At 72.0% G+C, this 15,531-nt stretch carries 11 protein-coding genes and 1 tRNA gene; 3 read left to right on the plus strand and 9 right to left on the minus strand.

The features are described 5' to 3' along the window. Positions 1 to 56: 56 nt before the first annotated feature. From ACSJD1_RS07820 to ACSJD1_RS07830, 3 genes are all read right to left on the minus strand, one after another. Positions 57 to 1,052 (minus strand): sugar ABC transporter permease, encoded by a 996-nt coding sequence (locus ACSJD1_RS07820; protein WP_438854796.1) that lies wholly within the window; start codon positions 1,050 to 1,052, stop codon positions 57 to 59. Next, a complete protein-coding gene (locus ACSJD1_RS07825) occupies positions 1,049 to 2,671 on the minus strand; it encodes an ABC transporter permease subunit (protein WP_438854755.1) in 1,623 nt (540 codons plus the stop codon). The genes ACSJD1_RS07820 and ACSJD1_RS07825 overlap by 4 nt, the downstream gene beginning before the upstream one ends. A gap of 134 nt (positions 2,672 to 2,805) precedes the next feature. Further along, positions 2,806 to 4,038: a sugar ABC transporter substrate-binding protein gene (locus ACSJD1_RS07830; RefSeq protein ID WP_438854756.1), complete on the minus strand. Its 1,233-nt coding sequence runs from the start codon at positions 4,036 to 4,038 to the stop codon at positions 2,806 to 2,808. A 251-nt stretch (positions 4,039 to 4,289) separates the two neighbouring features. Between ACSJD1_RS07830 and ACSJD1_RS07835 the strand changes: the two genes are divergently transcribed. After that, positions 4,290 to 5,972, plus strand: a complete 1,683-nt coding sequence (locus ACSJD1_RS07835) for a glycoside hydrolase family 13 protein (RefSeq protein WP_438854757.1) — start codon at positions 4,290 to 4,292, stop codon at positions 5,970 to 5,972. A gap of 147 nt (positions 5,973 to 6,119) precedes the next feature. On the opposite strand, the gene ACSJD1_RS07840 is transcribed toward ACSJD1_RS07835, so the two are convergent. The 5 genes from ACSJD1_RS07840 to ACSJD1_RS07860 all read right to left on the minus strand — a co-directional run bounded on the left by ACSJD1_RS07840 (position 6,120) and on the right by ACSJD1_RS07860 (position 10,718). Further along, a complete protein-coding gene (locus ACSJD1_RS07840) occupies positions 6,120 to 7,352 on the minus strand; it encodes a M23 family metallopeptidase (RefSeq protein ID WP_438854758.1) in 1,233 nt (410 codons plus the stop codon). Positions 7,353 to 8,736: 1,384 nt separating this feature from the next. Continuing rightward, a complete protein-coding gene (locus ACSJD1_RS07845; RefSeq protein ID WP_438854759.1) occupies positions 8,737 to 9,573 on the minus strand; it encodes an inositol monophosphatase family protein in 837 nt (278 codons plus the stop codon). A gap of 109 nt (positions 9,574 to 9,682) precedes the next feature. Further along, positions 9,683 to 9,767: transfer RNA gene (locus ACSJD1_RS07850), tRNA-Tyr, on the minus strand. 98 nt (positions 9,768 to 9,865) lie between these two features. Then, positions 9,866 to 10,543 (minus strand): PH domain-containing protein, encoded by a 678-nt coding sequence (locus tag ACSJD1_RS07855; RefSeq protein ID WP_438854760.1) that lies wholly within the window; start codon positions 10,541 to 10,543, stop codon positions 9,866 to 9,868. Positions 10,544 to 10,553: 10 nt separating this feature from the next. Continuing rightward, on the minus strand, positions 10,554 to 10,718 hold the full coding sequence (locus tag ACSJD1_RS07860; RefSeq protein ID WP_401000898.1) for a hypothetical protein: 165 nt from the start codon (positions 10,716 to 10,718) through the stop codon (positions 10,554 to 10,556). 176 nt (positions 10,719 to 10,894) lie between these two features. Between ACSJD1_RS07860 and ACSJD1_RS07865 the strand changes: the two genes are divergently transcribed. Beyond that, the gene (locus ACSJD1_RS07865; RefSeq protein ID WP_438854761.1) at positions 10,895 to 11,914 is read left to right on the plus strand and encodes a LacI family DNA-binding transcriptional regulator; all 1,020 of its coding nucleotides are present in this window, start codon (positions 10,895 to 10,897) and stop codon (positions 11,912 to 11,914) included. A 156-nt stretch (positions 11,915 to 12,070) separates the two neighbouring features. On the opposite strand, the gene ACSJD1_RS07870 is transcribed toward ACSJD1_RS07865, so the two are convergent. After that, positions 12,071 to 13,276 carry an ROK family protein gene (locus ACSJD1_RS07870; protein ID WP_438854762.1) on the minus strand — a complete coding sequence of 402 codons (1,206 nt, stop codon included), beginning with the start codon at positions 13,274 to 13,276 and terminating at the stop codon, positions 12,071 to 12,073. 116 nt (positions 13,277 to 13,392) lie between these two features. Between ACSJD1_RS07870 and ACSJD1_RS07875 the strand changes: the two genes are divergently transcribed. After that, entirely contained in the window at positions 13,393 to 15,513 is a 2,121-nt protein-coding gene (locus ACSJD1_RS07875; protein WP_438854763.1) for an alpha-galactosidase, read from the plus strand. Positions 15,514 to 15,531: the final 18 nt, after the last annotated feature.

Here is a 15,531-nt window from a genome sequence, read left to right on the forward strand (position 1 = left end):
ACGGATGCCGCGTGCGGTCCCCCGCACGCGGCATCCGTCGTGGTTCGCTGCCCCGCCTACTTCACCGCGCCGGCCGACAGGCCGCCGACGATGTACTTCTGCAGGTAGAGGAACAGCAGCACGACCGGCAGCGCCGCGATGACCGCGCCGGCCGAGAACGCCGCCCAGTCCGCGTAGCGCGGGTTCGACACGAGCTTCGTGAGGCCGACGGCGAGCGTCTGGTTCTCGGTGTCGATGAGGATGACGGAGGCCACGACGTACTCGTTCACCGAGAAGATGAACGACAGCAGCGCGACGACCGCGAGGATCGGGGCGACCAGGCGCAGGATGATCGTGAAGAAGATGCGCGCGTGGCCCGCACCGTCGATCTTCGCGGCCTCGTCGATCGACGCCGGGATCGTGTTGAAGTAGCCGTACATGAGGTACGTGTTCACGCCGAGCGCGCCGCCGAGGTAGACCATGATCAGGCCGATGTGCGTGTTCAGGCCGATCGCGGGGAACCAGTCGCTGATCGCGGTCATCACGAGGAAGATCGCGACGACGGCGAGCATCTGCGGGAACATCTGCACGACGACGATGGTGATGAGGCCGAACCGGCGACCCGTGAACCGCATGCGCGAGAACGCGTAGGCGGCGAGCGCGCCGAGGAACACCGTGAGCACGGCGGTCACGCCGGCGATGATCAGCGTGTTCGCGAACCACGTCGTGAACGGCACCTGCGGGTTGGTGAGGATGCGCGCGTACGCGTCGAACCCGATCTGCGAGAACAGGGCGTTCGAGCCGGTGAGCGTGCCCTTCGGGTTGAGCGATGACGAGATCACGAACACGACCGGGAAGAGCGCGAACACGACCACGACGAGGCCGACGAGGTGGCGCCATCCGGTCGCCTTGAACCATCGGCCGAATCGGAACGGGCGCTTGACGGGCGTGCCGCGCGGGTGCTCATCGCGCTCGGCCTGCGCCTCGAGCGAGAGGGCGAGCATCTCGCCCTCGACCGCCGGGCTCTCGACCCAGGACCGCCGCGGCTGCTTGGTGTCCTTGTCGGCCATCAGTTGATCTCCTCGAGCGACTTGGTGCGACGGAACGCGATGATCGAGATCACCGCGACCACGATGAAGATGATGATCGAGTACGCGGCCGCGAGCCCGTAGTCGCGGTTCTGGCCGGTGAACGCGACCTTGTAGACCATCGAGATGAGGATGTCGGTGAAGCCGACCGGGATCGGCGCGCCGGTGTCGCGCGGCCCGCCGTTCGTCAACATGTAGATGACGTTGAAGTTGTTGAAGTTGAACGCGAACGAGGCGATGAGCAGCGGAGCGACGCTCACGAGCAGCAGCGGCAGCTTGATGTGCCGGAACGTCTGCCAGGCCGACGCCCCGTCGATGCTGGATGCCTCGTTGACGTCGTCGGGGATCGACTGCAGGGCGCCCGTGCAGATGAGGAACATGTACGGGAAGCCGAGCCACAGGTTGACGATGAGCACCGAGACCTTCGCCATCCACGGGTCGGTGAGCCATGGGATCGATGCGCCGCCGAAGATCACCTGGTTGATGAAGCCGAAGCTCTCGTTCATCATGCCCGCCCAGACGAGCGCCGACAGGAACGACGGGATCGCGTAGGGGATGATCATCGCGACCCGGTAGTACCGGCGGCCCTTCATCCGCATGTCGTTGAACACCATCGCGAGGAAGAGGCCGAGGAAGAACGTGGTCGCGACCGAGATGAGCGCGAACGCGAACGTCCAGAGCGTGACGTAGACGAGCGGGCCCGCGAGGCGGGAGTCGGTCACCGCGCGCACGAAGTTGTCGAACCCGACCGTGATCTGCCAGCCGGGCAGGAGCTCGGTGCCGTCCTCCGCGGTGAAGGCGCCCGTGCCGATGTCGGAGTAGACCGTGCCGGTGGAGAGGTCGGTCATGGTGCCGGCGGCCTCGTCGTACTCGAGGTTCGACGTGTAGAGGTAGCCGTTCGAGCCGTCGGGGGTGCGGATCGCACCGTCATTCGGGTCGTCCGAGAACGGCACGGCGAGCTCGGTGATCTCGTTCGTCCGGGCGATGACGTCGCTGAACTGCAGCGTGGTCCAGCCGTCGACGGCGACGGCCTTGCCGCCGTCGACCTCGGTCGGGTCGACGGGCTGCAGGGGCTGCTCGGTCGTGCCGAGGCTCGCGTCTCCGTCGGGGTCGGTGACGAGCAGGCCGAGCGTGCCGAGCTGGTCGACGACCGTCACCTGGTAGGTCGGCGACTCGGGCACGCGCTCGAGCGACGCGGCCATGAGCGAGCTGACGGCCTGCTCCTTCGAGCCGTTGTGCCCGGTGCCGTAGTTGGTGAACGCGATGTAGCCCGTGTACACGAGCACGAACACCTGGAACAGCACGAGGAAGATGACGCCCGGCGTGAGGTACTTCGCCGGAAGGGTCTTTCGCGAGAAGTAGATCCAGTTGACGAGCGCGGTCACGCCGACGACGACCGCGAGCACCAACCACTCCTGCGCGAGCGCGAGGACGAGGATCGCGTAGACCGCGATCGCGTCGACGATGCCGAGCAGCAGGAGCTTGATCAGGATGGAACGGATGCCGCCTGACGCGGCGTCCGCGATTCGTGCGGCGCGCTTCTGCCGCTTCGTGGGCGGCGTCGCCGACTCCGCGGCGACGTCCTCGTCGATCATGGTGCTCATCTGCTGCTCTCTCGCCGTCTCTTGCTCTCTCGTTCGGCTCGCTCGTCACGCGCCCGTCAGGCGCCCGGAGATGCGAGTGGCTCCGAGCCGGATGCCGCGCGAGCGTGGCATCCGGCCCGGAGCCCGTGTCCGTCTTAGCCGATCGCAGCCTGGACGTCGGCGGTGAGCTTCTCCCACGTCGCCGTCGGGTCCTCGCCGTTGATGATCGAGGCCTCGGCGATGCCCCAGTACTGCCAGACCGAACCCATGGCGGGGATGGCCGGCATCGGGACGGCCTCCTGGCCGACAGCAGCGAAGCCCTCGATGATCGGGTCGCTCGAAGCGGACTCGGCGGCGGCCGAGAGGGCGGGCAGGATGTTGCCGGCCTTGAAGAGCTCGAGCTGGACGTCCTCGGTGCCGATGTAGTTCACGAGGAAGTCGTTCGCGGCGACCTTGTTCTCCGACTCCGAGGAGACGAAGAAGCCCTTGACGCCGGCGAACGGCGCAGCGGCCTCACCCGTCGGGCTGGGGACCGTGTCGATCGCGACGTTGATGCCGCCGTCGATGGCCGAGCCGACGTTCCACGGGCCGGTGAGCCAGAACGCCGCGGTGCCGTCGAGGAAGGCCTGCTTGGCGATGTCACCGTCGATGTCGGTGTTGAAGACGCCGGTGCCGTTCTTGCCCTGGCTGCCGAGCCAGGTCGCGAACTCGGTGCCGCCCGCGCTGCCGAGCTGCAGGTCGGTGGGGTCGTAGCCCTCGTCGTTGGTGCCGAACACCGGGGCGCCGAACGCCGTCTGGAACGGGTAGAGGTGGTAGGGGTTGCCCTCGGCGCCCTGCTCGACGACGAACGGCTGGTCGAGGCCGGCGGCCTTGCCCTTCGCGATCATGTCGTCGAAGCTCGTGGCCGGCTCGGCGACGAGGTCGGCGTTGCGCAGCACGGCGATGTTCTCGACCGCGTAGGGGAGCATGTAGACGGTGCCCTCGTAGGTCGCCGCGTCGATCGCGACGGGGAGGTAGTCGCCGGCCGAGTCGCCGAGCTCGAGCGGCGCGACGACGCCGTTGGTCGAGAGCTCGCCCAGCCAGTCGTGCGCACCCATGGTGATGTCGGGGCCCTCGCCCGTCGGCACCTGCTGGATGAAGTCGTCCTTGATGGTGGCGTTGTCCTTGCCGACGAGTTCGACCTCGACGCCGGTCTCCTCGGTGTACGCCTCGGCTGCGCCCTTCAGCGCGTCGACGCGCTCGGAGTCGACCCAGACGGTCAGCGTGCCGCCGGCCGATGCGCCGTTGTCGCCCTCGCCGGAGTCGCCGCCGGCGCAACCGGCGAGACCCAGGGTCGCGACGACGGCGACGGCGCCGGCCGCGAGGAGGCTCTTCTTGTTCACCCGCATTGGTGTGCCCTTCTCAGTGTGCGTGAGATCGGCGCCTTCGCCTGGTGGGGAGTTCCGCGCACCGTGCTCGAAAGGCCGTTCTTCCGTGTGATGTTGCCCGCCATGTGATTGCAAGCGGTTTCAGGTATACCTGCTTCGCGTCACATTGACAACTCGGCGTTACGTGATCGATACCGGGTTGCTAGGCTCCTGCGGGGCGCTTGAACGTGCAAGCGCTTCCAGATAACTGAGATTGGCTTAAGGTTTTCTCCATGACTTCCGAATGGTGGCGCACCGCCGCGATCTACCAGATCTACCCCCGGTCCTTCGCCGACGCGAACGGCGACGGGATGGGCGACCTGGCCGGTATCCGCTCGCGCCTTCCCGAGCTCGCCGAGCTCGGCGTCGACGCAATCTGGCTGTCGCCGTTCTACACCTCGCCCCAGAAGGACGCGGGCTACGACGTCGCCGACTACTGCGATGTCGACCCGCGCTTCGGCACGCTCGCCGACTTCGACGAGATGCTCGCCGAAGCGCACCGGCTCGGACTGAAGGTCATCGTCGACCTCGTCCCGAACCACTCGAGTGATCAGCACGCCTGGTTCCAGCAGGCCCTCGCGGCCGCCCCCGGCAGCCCGGAGCGCGCCCGCTACATCTTCCGTGACGGCAGGGGCGCCGACGGCGACCTCCCGCCGAACAACTGGGAGTCGGTGTTCGGCGGGTCGATGTGGACCCGCACCACGAACCCCGACGGCACGCCGGGCCAGTGGTACCTGCACATCTTCGACAGCTCGCAGCCCGACTTCGACTGGGAGCAGGAGGAGGTCCGCGAGGAGTTCCGCCGCATCCTGCGCTTCTGGCTCGACCGGGGCGTCGACGGGTTCCGCGTCGACGTGGCCCACGGACTCATCAAGGCCGCGGGCCTGCCCGACTACACCCCGCCGGCCGACGCCGGCTCGATGGGCGGCAACCAGCACGGCCTCGAGGGCGGAGTGCCGCTCGAACCCGCGATCCACGACGAGAACGTCGGCGCGCCCTACTGGGGCCAGGAGGGCGTCCACGAGGTCTACCGCGACTGGCGCAAGGTGCTCGAGGAGTATGACGGCGAGCGCATCCTCGCCGCCGAGGCCTGGGTCGACCCGCTCTCGCGCGTCGCCAAGTGGGTCCGCCCCGACGAGATGCACCAGGCGTTCAACTTCGCCTACCTCGAGACGCCGTTCGAGGCCGCGCCGCTCCGCGCCGTGATCGACCACTCGATCGAGACGTTCGGCGCCGTGGGCGCACCCTCCACCTGGGTGCTCTCGAACCACGACGTCATCCGTCACGCCTCGCGCCTCGCCCTCACCGCCGACAGCCTGCAGGGCCACGGCATCGGGCCGAAGAGCCCGGGCCTGCCCGACCCCGTCGTCGGCCTGCGCCGCGCGCGTGCGGCGACCGCGCTGATGCTCGCCCTCCCCGGCTCGGCCTACCTCTACCAGGGCGAGGAGCTCGGCCTGCCCGAGGCCATCGACCTGCCCGACGAGGCCCGCCAGGATCCGACCTGGTTCCGCACGAAGGGCGAGCGCTACGGCCGGGACGGATGCCGCGTGCCGCTGCCCTGGGAGGCCGACGCGCCCTCGTACGGCTTCGGCCCGTCGGATGCCGCCTGGCTCCCCCAGCCCGCCGAATGGGCGTCGTTCGCGCGCGATCGCCAGCGCGGGGTCGCCGGATCCACGCTCGAGCTCTACCGCTCGCTCCTCGCCGAGCGCCGCGCGCGCTCGCTCGCGACGGGCGAGATCGCGTGGCAGGAATCCGCGGAGGACGGCGTGCTCGTGCTCCGCAACCGCGACGTGCTCGTGGTCGCCAACACGGGCACCGAGCCCGTCGACCTCCCCGACGGCGACGTGATCCTCGCCAGCGGCGACCTCGACGGCGGTCGCCTCCCGGCCGACACCACGGTCTGGCTGCAGGCCTAGCCGCGCCCCGCACGCACCTGAGGGGCGGATGCCGCGCGGCATCCGCCCCTGGTCGGCGCTCCCCCGGCCGCCAGTGCGAGGACGTGCGGGATGAGACGCCCCAGGCCTGCGATACCCGCGCGGGGCAGGCCCCGGGGGCGGGCGAGGTCAGTTGGTGTTGGCGTAGAGCCATTCGAGCGGGTCGACCCAGTACCCGTCGATGCCGCCGATTCGGATCTCGAAGTGGAGGTGCGGCCCGGTCGACATGCCCGTGTTGCCGGTGGTGCCGACCACGTCGCCGACCTCGACCGTGTCGCCGACCTCGAAGCGGCGCGACCCGTACTCCATGTGCGCGTACACGCTCGTGATGACCTGGCCGTCGATGACGTGGTCGATCATCGTCACGACGCCGAGCGAACCGCCCGCGTCGGTCGATCCGGACACGACGCCGTCGGCGATGGCCTGGATCTGCGCGCCGAGTCCGGGGTTGAAGTCCTGGCCGTGGTGGTCGGACGAGCAGCCGTAGCAGTCGCGGTAGCCGAAGCGGTCGCCGATGTGGACGCCGACCGCGAACGGCCACTGGATCGTGCCGAGCGGGTTGTTCGTGAAGGTCGCCTCGGCGCGGATGCCCGCGGCCTGCGCGTACTCCTCGATGGTCTGCGCCTGGTAGTCCTCGCGGCCGATCCCCGCGGCGAGGGTGCCGCCGGAGATGTCGACGCGCTGCCCGTCGAGGGTCGTGCCGGTCGTCTGCGAGAGCGCCATCGCCTGCACCTCCTCGGGGGTGAGCAGCGAGAGCGAGGGGACGGATGTCGCGACGGCGAGCATCGCGACGAATCCCATGGCGACGACGCTCGCGAACCTCGTGGTCAGCGTGCGCTTGCGGCTTCGCGGCGGGGCCTTCGGAGACGAGGACCGCTCGTCGGAGCGCCCCGTGGGTCGCTCCGGGGACCAGGGACCGACCGGAGTCCGTCGGGCCACGGGCGGGCGGTGGGCGGATGCGGCGGCCCGGCCGCGTCGGTCGGAGCCCGCGTGAGACGCGGTGCCGTGCTCGTCGACGCGGGCGGCCTCGAGGCTGGCGTCGAGATCGCGCGCCTCGCGCCGTCCGAGCCCGAACAGGTCGCTGACGTCGTTCGCGGTGATCACCGCGGGGTCGGATGCCGCGGCAGCGCGCGCGTCGGCGGGCAGCCCGTCGAGCCGCTCCGCAGGACGCTGCCCCGGCCGTCCCGCGGAGGCAGCGGAACGCTGCTCGGGCGCAGAACGCTGGTCAGGCGCACGCCGCAGCTCGGCCGTCGACCGCTGCTCGGGCGCGAGCCGCTGCTCGGGCGTCGGGCGCCGCTCGGGCTTCGGCCGCGCGGTCAGGCGGGGATCGCGATCGTCGACCGCGCCTGCGGCCCGGCCCATCGGCGCGGCGGGCGGAGCATCCGCCGACTGCGCCCGCGGGTCGCGAACGTCGCTCGCACCGGCGTACCGCTGGCGGCGCTGTGCGCCGGGCTGGGGCCGCCCCTGCTCGAGGAACGCCTGCTCCCGTGCGGGGATCGGCCCGCGCTGCGGGGCCTCGGGCGCGCCGGCCTGCGGTCGACGCGGCGGCTGCGGCGCCGATCGGCCCGGACCACCGGGACGAGCAGCGGTCGCGTCGGTCGAGTTCGATCGGCCACGGCCCGGGTCTCCCGGGCCGCCTGCCGCGAACCGCTGGTCGTCGGAGCGGGCACCGGCGGGCGCGGCACCGGCCTGCGGCCGCTCGAACGCCCCATCCCGACGCGAAGCGGCCGAGGGCTCAGGCGCGCGTTCGCGGCGGGCGGCGTCGGCGCGTCGCTGCGGGGTCCACTCGGGCGAGGGTGCACCCGGCGCCGGCCGGCTCGGCCACGCTCCGGCTGCCGTGGTCGACGCAGGACTCGATGACGGTCGGCCGGCCGATGCGGGGCCGACGCCCGATGCCGTCGTGGCAGCAGGCGAGGAATGACCGGCCGGGCGACCCGCGGACGACGGCGGCGTGGAGGCTCGGGGTGCCGACTCGGGAAGGTCGGCGCGAAGCCCGGAGCCCGGAACGTCGACGGGCCCGGCGGCCGCGCGTCGGCCGGTCCGGGGAGCGGGGTTCGCGGGCGTTGCGGCGGTGCCGTGCGAAGTCGGGGCGACGGGCCGGGCGTGGCCGTCGCTCGAGCCGTGCGTTGCCGGACGCGAGGGGGCGGAGTCCTGTGCGGGGAGCGGATCGCGCCGCAGGCGGCGCGATTCCGTCGGCGGAGCGGGCGGCGTCGCCGGGCGGGCCGCGCCGGACGGCAGGTCGGTCCGGCCGCCATCCACCGCCGCCTCGCGGCGATCCCGTGGTCGCAGCGGCCCCGTGGCATCCGCACGCCGCCCCGGCTCACCGGCGGAGCCGGCAGAGCCGGTGGATCCCGCGGAACCCGCAGAGCCCGCAGACGCCGACGAACCCTGCCGAGACGGCAGGTACGACTCGAACGAGACACCCCCGGACATGCCGACGGCCGAGTCGCCGACCCGATGGTCGGCCGGCTCGGCCGGTGAGGAAGCTGAGGTGCGGTCCCGCAGTTCACGGCGCGACGGCGATCGCTCGGACCGCAAGCGGTCTCTGGTGCCTGGCGCTGAATGGTCGGGCACGAGGGGATACTCGGGCACGTGGGGGACTTTCGCTCGTTCGGGGGGCTGACGGGGGCTCGCGGTCCCGGGAAGGGCCGAGATCACGGATCGATAAAGCGTAACCGGTCGAGGGGAGGATCGCCACGCCGACCGATATACGGAGGAGGTCGTCCGGATAGAGGCACGAACCGCCTCAGGCGCCCGCCTCCTCCAGCAGCGCGGCGAGCGCGTCGAAGAGCGAGGGCGCGGCGGCCACGAGCATCCGGTCGCTCTCGGACGCACCGGCGAGGCCGCCGACCCGCCCGCCCGCCTCGCGCACGATGAGCGCGCCGGCGGCGTGGTCCCACGGGCTCAGCCCGAGCTCGTAGAACGCATCGAGCCGGCCCGCCGCGACCGCGCCGAGGTCGAGCGCGGCCGATCCGATGCGGCGGATGTCGCGGATGCGCGGCAGCACGTCGACGAGCACCTCCGCCTGGCTCGCGCGCCGTTCGGCGGCGTACCCGAACCCGGTGGCGACGAGCGCCCGCGACAGCGGCACGTCGTCGTTCACCCGCAACGCGCGTTCGCCGAGCCGCGGGTCGACGAGCCGTGCGCCGCCGCCGACGCTCGCCTCGAACACCTCCCCGGTCACCGGGTTCACGACGACCCCGGCGAGCGCGTGCCAGTGCCCGGGGTCGGGTGGCCCGTCGACGACGGCGATGCTCACCGACCACGACGGGATGTCGTACAGCAGGTTCACGGTGCCGTCGATCGGGTCGACGACCCAGTTCAGGCCGCTCGAGCCGACGTGCGTGTCCTCCTCCTCGCCGAAGATCCCGTCGTCGGGCCGCGCGTCGAGGATCATCGCGCGGATGCGCTCCTCGGTGTCGCGATCGACGGCGGTGACGACGTCGGTCGGCGTGGACTTCGTGGCCGCGACCGCGATGCCGCGACGGCGTTCCTCGAGCGCGGTCTCGGCGACGGTGGTCGCGATCCGGCGGGCGATGGCGAGCAGGTCGACGGATGCCGCGTCCGCGGCGTTCTGGGTCATGCCCCCACGCTACGCCCGCCCCGCCGCACCGGACCGGACCGGTCCGGGGGCCGACCGCGGCATCCGCCCCCGGAAACGGAAGAAGCCCCGGCGAACCGGGGCTTCCAGGTGGTGGCGAGTGAGGGATTCGAACCCCCGAAGTCGTAGACAGCTGATTTACAGTCAGATCCCTTTGGCCGCTTGGGTAACTCGCCGAACGCCCGACCACGTTGTTCACATGACCGGGGGCCACACAAGGATACCCGCGGTGGGCCGATGCGTGAAATCGGGGCGAACGGCGGCGCCGAACGGGTCAGAGGCGCTCGATCGGGACCGTGTCGTTCGGGCCGAGGCCGTCCGGCCGCTCCGCGGTTCCCGAGGCGACGCGCGGCGCCGCACCGGTCGCCGACGCCGACTGGGCGCCGGCCGCCGCGGCGGCTCCGCCCGGGCCGAGCGGCGCGCCCGTCGCCCGATTCAGCGGCCCGCGGAGGCCTGCCCGCGCGATGACCCGCTGGATCGTGAGGTCGCGCTCGTTCGGCGAGCCCACGAATCGGATCTCGTTCAGGCCCTGCCGCTGCGCCGCGGACTCGAAGATGATGTGGCCGAAGCCGAAGATGCGGCCGACGACCGGCCGGTGCACCGAGATGTCGAGGATCCGCGAGAGGGGCATGGTCGCGATGTTCTGGCTGAGGATGCCGTGCACGCGGAACACGCGCATGTTCGTGATCACGAACCGGTCCATCTGCGCCTGCAGGATCCGCCACAGGCAATAGCAGGCGAGCCCGATCGCGAGGACCGCGGGCAGCCACCACGCCTGCGGCGGCACGACGAACGCGAGCAGCAGCAGCGGCACGGATGCCACGAGCCCGAGCACCGGCGTCACGATCGCGGCCCAGTGCTTCGCGACCTCGTCGACGACGACCTCGCCCTCGTCGGCGATGAGGAACCGCTCGACGTGCGGGTCGAAGATGCTGCGGGCGTCGGCGCTCACGGAGGCCCCGTCAGGATGCGAGCGAGGTGAAGAACCGGCCGACCGACTCGGCGGCGCCCCAGACGGCGGCGAACGCGCCCTGCACGGCGTTCGCGGCATCCTCGGGCCTGGTGATCGTGTAGAACAGGGCGAACCCGACGACGAGCCCGATGGCGATGCGCTTGACCCACTTCACGGCGGTGATCCCTTCGAGTAGCGGTGGGTATGGGCAAGCCGGCCCCCTGAAGGCCCGCCCCGGACCCGCCCCTTTCTACCGCACGCCGGGGTGCCCATCAACGCGCCACTCCGCGCGGCGATAGGATCGGCTGTCCCGTTCCGCGCTTCCGGCGGACGACGTCAGGCGAGGAATCCATGGTCGGCATCGAAGAGGTGGCCAAGCTCGCGGGGGTCTCCACCGCGACGGTCTCGCGCGCCCTGAGCGGTCGCGGCCACGTCTCCCCGGCGTCGAAGGCCAAGGTGGAGGATGCCGCGGCGCAGCTCGGGTACGTCGTGTCGTCGAACGCGTCGAGTCTCGCGTCGGGTCGCACGCGCAACGTCGGCGTCGTGATCCCGTTCCTCAACCGGTGGTTCTTCTCCTCGGTGCTCGAGGGCGCGCAGCAGGCGCTCCTCCGGCACGGGTACGACATCACGCTCTACAACCTGTCGGGCGACGGCCGAGAGCGGTCGAGCGTGTTCGAGCACTTCCTGCTGCGGCAGCGCGTCGACGCGGTCGTGGCGGTCTCGCTCGAGCTCACCGAGCACGAGGTGCAGCGCCTGCACGAGCTGCGCAAGCCGCTCGTGGGCGTCGGCGGTCCGATCCCGGGCGTCCGCACGCTCACGATCGACGACGCCGCCGTCGCGCGACTCGCGACCGAGCACCTCATCGCGCTCGGGCACCGCCGCATCGCGCACATCGGCGGCGACCTCGAGTTCGACCTCGACTTCCACCTGCCCACGAACCGCCGTCTCGGGTACGAGGCGGCGCTGCGCGACGCGGGCGTCGAGCCCGACCCGAGCATCTTCGCGCCGGCCGACTTCACCATCCAGGGCGGCTACCACGCCGCGAAGCAGCTGCTCGGCGTGCCCCACGATCGGCCGACCGCGATCTTCGCCGCATCCGACGAGATGGCGATCGGCTCGATCCTCGCCGCGCGCGACCTCGGCATGGTCGTGCCGCGCGACGTGTCGATCATCGGCATCGACGACTACGACCTGTCCGAGTTCTTCGGACTCTCGACCGTGGCGCAGTTCCCTCGCGGCCAGGGCGAGAAGGCCGTCGAGATCCTGATGGAGCAGCTCGAGCCCGGTCCGGATGCCGCACCGCCGGCGGCGACCCCCCTGCCGTTCGAGTTGCGCGTGCGCTCCTCCACGGCGGTCCCGCCGGAGCGCTGACGCGCGCCCCCGGCCGGCACGTCCGTTCACCCTCGCGCCGGCGAACCATGACGCCCACGGTCACGATCGCGGACGGTTTCTGCGGTGGAGTGCGCCCTCATCTGGGCCTCCACCCCAGAAATCGTCCGCAGTAGGAGCGGCGCGGGAGGGCGCGCGTCAGGCGGGCAGGCGAAGGCGCGCGAGGGACGCCTGGATGGCGACGGCCGCCGCCCCGCGGGCCCATGAGCTGAAGCCCGCGGCGTCGACGAACACGTCGACCGGGGTCGCCTCGGGGTCGCGGTCGGCGGCGAGTGAGGCGAGCGCGATGTCTCCGGCGACCCCCCAGAGCCCGACGCCCTCTCCCGAGAGCACGATCGCCTCGACCATGGTGAGGTTCGCGATGTACCCCATCATCCGGCCGAGCGCACGGCCGGCGGCATCCGTCACCGATCGCGCGGCCGGATGCCCCGCCGCGGCCAGTTCGAGGACCTCGTCGTAGCCGACCTCGCGTCCGAGCGCGATGCCGACCTGCGCGCAGATGCTCGGGATCGCGAGCATCGCCGTCGAGCACCCGCGGTGGCCGTCGAGGCACAACGGGCCGCTCGGGTCGAGCGGCAGGTGGCCGCCGAGGCCGAGGCCGGTGTCGGGCGTCGTGACGACGCGGTCGTGCATGACCAGCCCGTAGCCGACGCCGGCGCCGACCGTCACCACGGCGAACGCGTCGTGCGCGCGGGCGGGGCCGAACCACTGCTCGGCGGTCGTCAGGGCGGTCACGTCGTTCTCGAGGTCGACCGGCACGCCGAGCCGCGCCTCGAGCAGGTCGGCGAGCGGCACGTCGCGCCATCCGAGGAACGGCGCGCGGGTCACGACGCGCTGGCCGGTGACGTTGCCGCCGACGCTGAGCCCGACGCCGCCGAGGCCTCCGAGAGCGGATGCCGCGGCGGCCGCGGCGGCCGCGCCGCCCGGGCCGACCCCGGCCCCGGCCCCGGCCCCGGCCCCGGCGAGCTCCTCCACGAGCCCCACGATCACCCCGACGACCCCGTCGACGTCGTGCCCGTCCAACTCGCGCGAGGCCTGGGCGATCGCGGTCGCGCGCAGGTCGGTGAGCGCACCGTACGCCGCCTCGCCCGTGACCTTGATGCCGATGAACCGCTGCGCGTCGACGCGGACGTCGAGCGGCCGCGCCGGCCGCCCGGTCGCGCCCTGCACGGCGTCGGCCGACTCGACGAAGAGCCCGCGGTCGAGGAACGGCTTCGAGAGGCGCGTGAGGCTCGCGGGCGAGAGCCCGAGCCGCCGGCCGAGTTCGGCGCGCGAGATCGGACCGTGGATCAGCACCTCGCGGGCCAGCTCGCGTGCGGAGTCGCCGAGTTCGACCTGGGTCATCCGCGCCTCCTCACCACGATTCGTTCCATGATGGCACGAACCGAAGTCCAATCTTCGACTTCATCCGATGGTTCCCTGGTATTGACATCATGTTCTTTTCGTCTTAGAAATTAGTCATGCTCCGATCAGCGCCGATCCACCTCCGCAACGGCGGCACCAGCGTGGTGCTCGACCCCACGCGCGCCGCCCTCCCGGCGATCGTCCACTGGGGCGCCGACCTCGGCGCGGTCACCGCCGACGACCTCGAGGCGATGGCGATCGCCGCACTCCCCCAGCGCGTCTCGGGCAACCTCGACCGTCCGGCGGCCCTCACGCTCATCCCCCAGGAGTCCGGGGGCTGGCTCGGCACCCCCGGTCTCGCGGGGCACCGCGGCGGGCGCGACTTCTCGACGCGGCTCGCCACCGAGACCGTCGAGGTCGACGGCGCCTCGGCCGTGATCCGGGCGACGGATGTCTCGGCCGGCCTCGCCGCGACCATCGAGCTGCACGTGACCGACTCCGGCCTCCTCCGCCAGCGCATCACGCTCGAGAACCTCGCCGCCGAGCCCTACGCCCTCACCGCCCTCGCACCGACCTTCCCGGTCCCGCAGTCCGCCGGCGAGCTGCTCGACACGACCGGCCGCCACCTCCGCGAGCGCAGCCCGCAGCGGCACGCCTTCACGATCGGCACGCACCTCCGCGAGAGCCGGCGCGGCCGACCGGGCTCCGACGCGAGCCTTCTGCTCGCCGCAGGCCGCACGGGCTTCGGCTTCGAGCGCGGCCTCGTGTTCGCCGTGCACACCGCGTGGAGCGGCAACCACCGGCTGTTCGCCGAGCGCACCCCGACCGGCGAGGCGTTCCTCACCGCCGGCGAACTGCTCGCGCCCGGCGAGATCGAGCTCGCCGAGGGCGAGTCGTACACGACGCCCTGGGCGTTCGGCTCGTGGGGCGACGGCCTGAACGAGCTGTCGAAGCGGTTCCACGACGAGCTCCGCGCCCGGCCGCAGCATCCGCGCCGCCCCCGCCCGGTCACCCTCAACACGTGGGAGGCGGTGTACTTCGACCACGACCTCGACACGCTCACGGCCCTCGCCGAGCGGGCGGCCCGGGTCGGCGTCGAGCGGTTCGTGCTCGACGACGGCTGGTTCCGCGGCCGCCGCGACGACACCGCCGGGCTCGGCGACTGGACCGTCGACGAGGGCGTCTGGCCCGACGGGCTCGGGCCGCTCATCGATCGCGTCCGGGGGCTCGGCATGGAGTTCGGCCTCTGGGTCGAGCCCGAGATGGTGAACCTCGACAGCGACCTCGCGCGCGAGCACCCCGACTGGATCCTCCGCGGCCGCGACGAACTGCCCGTGCCGGCCCGCCAGCAGCACGTGCTCGACCTCGCCAACCCCGATGCGTGGCAGTACCTGCTCGATCGGCTCGACGCGCTGCTCGCCGAGAACGACATCGCGTACCTCAAGTGGGACCACAACCGCGACCTGCTCGAGGCCGGCGCCGCCGACACGGGTCGTCCCCGCGTGCACGAGAACGTGCTGGCGCTCTACCGCCTGCTCGCGGCGCTGAAGCGCCGCCACCCGGGCCTCGAGATCGAGTCGTGCGCGTCGGGCGGCTCCCGCGTCGACCTCGGCATCCTCGAGCACACCGACCGCATCTGGACCTCCGACACGCTCGACCCGATCGAGCGCCTGCAGATCCAGAAGTACACCGGGTTGCTCGTGCCGACCGAGCTCATGGGCGCGCACCTCACGAGCCCCCAGGTCCACTCGACCGGCCGGTCCGTGAGCCTCGACCTCAGCGCCGGCGTCGCGCTGCTCGGCCACTTCGGCATCGAGTGGAACCTCGCGGACCTCGACGACGCCGGCCTCGACGCCGTCGCCGCCTGGGTCGCTCGCCACACGCGCCACCGCGACCTCATCCACACCGGCACGCTCGTGCACGGCGACGTGACGGATGCCGCGACCGATGTCCGCGGCGTGGTCGCGCACGACGCGGCATCCGCCCTCTTCACCTTCACGCAGGTGACCACCGGCGTGACCCTCCCGCCCGGGCGCTTCACGTTGCCGGGCCTCGACCCCGACCGCCGCTACGTCGTGCGAGTCGCCGCGGGCGGCCCGGCCCACGGCCCCGGCCAGTCGCCGCTGCCGTGGGCCGAGCAGCCGATCGCGCTGACCGGCCGCCAGCTCGGCACCGTGGGCCTGCAGGCCCCGGTGCTGTTCCCCGCGCAGCTCGTGCTGCTCGAACTCACGGGGTGATCTCCGAGGTGACCCGCG

This window comes from Agromyces excoecariae, from assembly GCF_051715505.1.
In the GTDB taxonomy this organism is placed as follows: Bacteria; Actinomycetota; Actinomycetes; order Actinomycetales; family Microbacteriaceae; genus Agromyces.

Excerpts from the sequence above, each read along its gene's own strand:
- ACSJD1_RS07825 (WP_438854755.1), bottom strand. The coding sequence starts at position 2,671 with ATGAGCACCATGATCGACGAGGACGTCGCCGCGGAGTCGGCGACGCCG.
- ACSJD1_RS07830 (WP_438854756.1), bottom strand. The coding sequence starts at position 4,038 with ATGCGGGTGAACAAGAAGAGCCTCCTCGCGGCCGGCGCCGTCGCCGTC.
- ACSJD1_RS07835 (WP_438854757.1), top strand. The coding sequence starts at position 4,290 with ATGACTTCCGAATGGTGGCGCACCGCCGCGATCTACCAGATCTACCCC.
- ACSJD1_RS07840 (WP_438854758.1), bottom strand. The coding sequence starts at position 7,352 with ATGGGCCGGGCCGCAGGCGCGGTCGACGATCGCGATCCCCGCCTGACC.
- ACSJD1_RS07845 (WP_438854759.1), bottom strand. The coding sequence starts at position 9,573 with ATGACCCAGAACGCCGCGGACGCGGCATCCGTCGACCTGCTCGCCATC.
- ACSJD1_RS07865 (WP_438854761.1), top strand. The coding sequence starts at position 10,895 with ATGGTCGGCATCGAAGAGGTGGCCAAGCTCGCGGGGGTCTCCACCGCG.
- ACSJD1_RS07870 (WP_438854762.1), bottom strand. The coding sequence starts at position 13,276 with ATGACCCAGGTCGAACTCGGCGACTCCGCACGCGAGCTGGCCCGCGAG.
- ACSJD1_RS07875 (WP_438854763.1), top strand. The coding sequence starts at position 13,393 with ATGCTCCGATCAGCGCCGATCCACCTCCGCAACGGCGGCACCAGCGTG.